Raw genomic sequence first — 4,168 nt, 5'->3', positions numbered from 1 at the left:
CCCCCCGACATGGCGTAGTGGGGCACAAACACTGTCACTTTGGCCGGATGGCGGATCAAGGCGCGGGCAATTTGCTCCGTAGCCAGCACCAGGCCACCGGGGGTATGCAAAATCAAATCAATCGGGGTATTGGGTGGAGTGAGGCGAATCGCCCGCAATACCTGCTCGGAGTCCTCGATGCTGATGTAGCGGGAAACCGGGATCCCCAAAAAACTGATCGACTCCTGGCGGTGAATGAGCAGAATCACCCGGCTGCCCCGCTTTTGCTCCAACTCCCGAATGGCCATCAAGCGCCGGAACTCTTGGGCACGACGGTTCAGCAGAGGTTGCAAAGAGCTGAAGATCAGAAAAATCCAGAACAGGCTGCCCCAGTCCACTTTCACACCTCAAGTGGGATCCCTTTGACTCCAGCATAGGGGATCCAAAATCTTCGGCGATCCCTGAGCCTCATGAGTTGGGTTCAGACGCCGCAAAAAAGCGATCCAAAGCCTGCAGCAAATCCGGTACGGAAGCTTGGTCAATCCAGGATCGAATATAAGCCTGCTGCTCCGCCAAGTTTTCAATGCGGCCCAACTTTTGCATGGCCAAGTAGCGGGTTTCTGCCTCGGCGCGATTGGTTTGCAAGTCCAGCCGCTGCTCCGGGGTCAGCGGATACTCCGTTTGGGCCAGCAGGTAATCCGCCACCATCATGAACAGCAGAGGCCCCGCCAATTCCACCTGAGGCTCGGCTTCTGGCTCAGAATCAGCAACAGCGAGATCTTGGAGATCTTGAAGGAGATCCTGCCCCAGTTGCAGCAGCTCTTCTGCCGAAGCCGCCCGCAGCACCGTCTCGGCAGTGGCCCGGAGCGGCTCTGGGGAAACCCTGTGGTGAGTGGCCAATTCCGCCAGGGCCTGTTCCCATTGATCCCGTTGGGCTTGCACCACAGCCCGCTCTTCTGGAGAAAAGTCCAACCGCTCCAGCACCACCTGCAGAGCCACAGCCCCCACCAACAGAGGGGGAAAGCGCAGCACCGTAGAGGCAGATCCCGCCTGCTCCAAAAAGGTTTCCAAATCCGGGCCGGATCCCCTGTCCAGCAAGTCCTGCAAGTAGGCCAGCACCTCTTGGGGCGAGGTCAACCTGAGGATCCCTCGCACCTGTGCCCGCAAGTCTGCGGGGATCCCAAGGAGCTGCACCTGGACTTCGGCCCGCGCCTGCGCTTCTGCAATCAACTCCGGCAAATCTGCCGTTGCCCGACCGGCCTGCAACAAAACCTGGCTAGAGTCCTGCAACAGGCTGGCCGCTTCCACAAACAGCAGCACCTGCGGGACTTGCAGCGTTGGCCAAACCATGCTAGCCAAGCTGTGGATCCGCAGGGGATCCCTCCGATTCTGGATTGGCTGGCGCAGCGGGGTGAGCTGAAGTGGGCTTGTGCCAGTGCAGACCGATCAGAGCATCGTACAAAAAGCCCCAAAACTCTCCCTTCTCCCAGATCCCCAGCGTTTGCTGGCAGTTGCGCGCGTCCAGCTCAGGTTTGGCTGCCCAGTAGGCTGCTTGGTATTTGTACCAGGGAACAGAAGGCCAGAGATGGTGGATCAGGTGATAGTTTTGCCCCAACAGCAGAATGTTGGTCAGCCATCCGGGATAGACGCGGGCATTGTACCACCGCTCTTGGGATTGAAAAGGGCGATGGGGCAGGTAGTCAAAAAACAAGCCCAGCAAGAACCCCATGATAAAGGCAGGGGGTAGCCAATAGTTCATGATGTAGTCGGTGTAGCCGAAGTAGCTGGCCAGACCAAAGGTCAGGATAACCACCAGCCGACTCAAGCCCCACTCCAGCAGATCCCAGCGACCTTTCCGCCAGAGCTGCCGCTTAAAGAAAAACACCTCATGGTAGAAAAACCGCGGCGCGATCAGCCACAGCGGCCCTCCCGTTGAGACATAGTGATCGGGATCGTCTTCAGGATGGTTGACGTGGGCGTGGTGCTGCATGTGTACCCGCTTAAAGACGGGATAGACAAAACCCTGCAACAGGGCAGAGCCGTGTCCGAGTGCCTCGTTCAGAAAGCGGTTGCGGTGGGCCGAGCCATGGGAAGCATCGTGAATCACCGTGCCCAGAACATAGAGGGCCACAAAATTGAGCCAGAACACCATCCATTTGGGCCAGTGCCAAAAGGCGTACCCGCCAAAGCAAGAGGCCGAAAGCACCACCGCAGCCAAAAACATCAGCAAGGTGGGATTCCAAAATTCCGAGGGTGGCCCCAACAGCTCACGAGGCAATGCGAAAGGTTTTTGGGCTGGTTCAGCAGTAGCAGCAACAGTCATCGGCAGCCATCCTTAGGTGCGCACAGTGCAGACAGAGAGGATGGGTCGAGGCAGCGCGTCCCAGTCATCACACCGAAAAGAGATCGAAGAGATAAGTTTGTTAACTTTCGTTAGTATACGGCAGAGACCTGCCCAGCTTCTCAGCCCAAGCCTTATTTTCCTCACAACCCCAGCCCTGGGGGCACCTTCTTCTCCTACCTAGAGGATTCCTGCAGGATCCCGGCAACGGCAAACTGCCCCTGAAGCCAGAGAAAAGCCGTAGTGTGAGGTTTTGTTGCAATTCATGTGCAGATTGCGAGGGGATCCCAGCAGGAGGGGTAATCTAAGGGTCGGTTAACCTGAGCTGAGGATGGAAACCATGATGCCTGTTGTTGCGCTGTTGGCTCTGACCGCTCAAACCAGCCCCTGGTCCCCCCTGAGCGCCGTGATCATTCTGCTCTGCACAGGGCTGGCTTACCTGAGCTTCAAATCCTCTTCTGGAGTGGCCTCAGAGACCGGGCCAGTACTGGGAATGACCTGGCCAGAAGTCATCGGGGTTGCCAGCTTTGGCCATTTGTTGGGAGTGGGGGTCGTTTTGGGCCTCTCTAACATTGGCGTTCTCTAGGTCGCCACTTCCTTTACATTTCTTGAACTTAGTCCGGATCCCTGCTGGATGATGTTAAGCTCTATTTTAATTCTGAAAGAAGCAGTTTCTTCAGCCGCATTTTCCCCTGAGGTTTGTTGCTATGTCAGCGATGGTGCTCCTGGCCAGTTTGCCGGAAGGCTATGAATTGTTTGACCCGCTGATCGACATTTTGCCGATCATCCCTGTTCTGTTTTTCCTGCTGGCTTTTGTCTGGCAAGCGGCAGTGGGCTTTAAGTAAAGCCATTGCTCTTACTGAGGTCGCAAAGGTCTCAAAGGCCTGGGTGGTCTGGAGAAAACTCAAGCAAACCTAAAGGGCTTCCCCCAGCTTATCTCCCAAGTTGGGGGCTCTTTGCTTTGCCCATTTATGGTCATTTCGATTCAAACTAGGACACTGCACCCACGCCTAAAACGTTAAATGCACCGTGCCAGAAGGCCTTTCAAGGACTCCGTCCCGCTAGCGCGAACAGTAGCTCAGGTGTCTTGCCCTGAACTGGAACGACTGTAAACGACTATAAAAACAACAAGCCGTCTCGCCACTGTCCACATGACTCCCAAAACTGGGCCAGGGATCCGGCGCTAGGGTTCGCGGTCGAGGACACCGGTAATCCAGAGAACCCCTGCCAAGCAGACGAAGTGGGCAAACGTCACGTTGATGTTGGCGGCCAGCAGCAGCACTCCTGTCACCTGGTTGGCCTGGGTGCGGGAAAACATGCGCGCCAACAGCTCGCCCACTTGGGCTTCCATACCAATCAAAGCAAGGAAGGCCCCAATGAGGCTGACATAGGTGACCAACTGCAACTGCTTGGGCAAATCCAATTGGCTTAGGGCATCAGCAGAAGCTGAGCGGCGCTCCGCGTGGAGCAAGTAGCGCCAGTTGAAAAATAGACCGGCTGCCAGGGTGAGCAATGTAAACAAGGTGAACCAGAAGGCGATGACAGCCCCCAGCGAGTCATCTCGATAGACGGTATTTTGGCCGATTAAAAAGCCAAACCACAGCAGCAGCGCCGTCGCCCCCAAGATTGCCTGGAACCAAAACCCAAAGCGACGAGTCATGCGCAAGCGAGACTTCATCCGCTCGATAGCCGCCCGTACTGACGGCGACATGGGCTCGTTCATCTTTTTCCCCCGCTCGCCTGGATGAACACCAACGTTCGCTTCCAGCCTATCTTCATTCTCCGGCCCCAGTCACCAAATTTTCGGGCTGGAGGCCTGCACCATAGCCGCAGGCTTGGTGTCGGGAG

6 protein-coding genes are annotated in these 4,168 nt (G+C 56.5%); 2 read left to right on the top strand and 4 right to left on the bottom strand.

What is annotated here, in order from left to right; translation table 11 throughout:
• The 3 genes from NW815_RS04970 to NW815_RS04960 form a co-directional block, all read right to left on the bottom strand.
• A partial coding sequence (locus NW815_RS04970; RefSeq protein ID WP_414415770.1) for an SDH family Clp fold serine proteinase occupies window positions 1-383 on the bottom strand: 383 nt, incomplete at its 3' end.
• A 64-nt stretch (window positions 384-447) separates the two neighbouring features.
• Window positions 448-1,329: a hypothetical protein gene (locus tag NW815_RS04965; RefSeq protein WP_414388607.1), complete on the bottom strand. Its 882-nt coding sequence runs from the start codon at window positions 1,327-1,329 to the stop codon at window positions 448-450.
• A gap of 1 nt (window position 1,330) precedes the next feature.
• On the bottom strand, window positions 1,331-2,302 hold the full coding sequence (locus NW815_RS04960; RefSeq protein ID WP_011431774.1) for a fatty acid desaturase: 972 nt from the start codon (window positions 2,300-2,302) through the stop codon (window positions 1,331-1,333).
• 358 nt (window positions 2,303-2,660) lie between these two features.
• On the opposite strand from NW815_RS04960, the gene psaK reads away from it, so the two are divergent.
• Window positions 2,661-2,906: a photosystem I reaction center subunit PsaK gene (psaK, locus tag NW815_RS04955; RefSeq protein ID WP_414388601.1), complete on the top strand. Its 246-nt coding sequence runs from the start codon at window positions 2,661-2,663 to the stop codon at window positions 2,904-2,906.
• A 121-nt stretch (window positions 2,907-3,027) separates the two neighbouring features.
• Entirely contained in the window at window positions 3,028-3,165 is a 138-nt protein-coding gene (locus NW815_RS04950; RefSeq protein WP_414332566.1) for a photosystem II reaction center protein K, read from the top strand.
• A gap of 338 nt (window positions 3,166-3,503) precedes the next feature.
• Here the strand turns inward: NW815_RS04950 and NW815_RS04945 are convergent, their stop codons facing one another.
• Window positions 3,504-4,043: a DUF3611 family protein gene (locus NW815_RS04945; protein WP_414332564.1), complete on the bottom strand. Its 540-nt coding sequence runs from the start codon at window positions 4,041-4,043 to the stop codon at window positions 3,504-3,506.
• Window positions 4,044-4,168 lie beyond the last annotated feature (125 nt).

This window comes from Synechococcus sp. R6-7 (assembly GCF_047461695.1).
In the GTDB taxonomy this organism is placed as follows: Bacteria; Cyanobacteriota; Cyanobacteriia; order Thermostichales; family Thermostichaceae; genus Thermostichus.
This window is presented reverse-complemented; position numbering and strand designations above follow the sequence as displayed.

What these genes read in the sequence shown, in the direction of transcription:
- NW815_RS04965 (WP_414388607.1), bottom strand. Translation starts at nt 1,329, where the DNA reads ATGGTTTGGCCAACGCTGCAAGTCCCGCAGGTGCTGCTGTTTGTGGAA.
- NW815_RS04960 (WP_011431774.1), bottom strand. Translation starts at nt 2,302, where the DNA reads ATGACTGTTGCTGCTACTGCTGAACCAGCCCAAAAACCTTTCGCATTG.
- psaK (WP_414388601.1), top strand. Translation starts at nt 2,661, where the DNA reads ATGATGCCTGTTGTTGCGCTGTTGGCTCTGACCGCTCAAACCAGCCCC.
- NW815_RS04950 (WP_414332566.1), top strand. Translation starts at nt 3,028, where the DNA reads ATGTCAGCGATGGTGCTCCTGGCCAGTTTGCCGGAAGGCTATGAATTG.
- NW815_RS04945 (WP_414332564.1), bottom strand. Translation starts at nt 4,043, where the DNA reads ATGAACGAGCCCATGTCGCCGTCAGTACGGGCGGCTATCGAGCGGATG.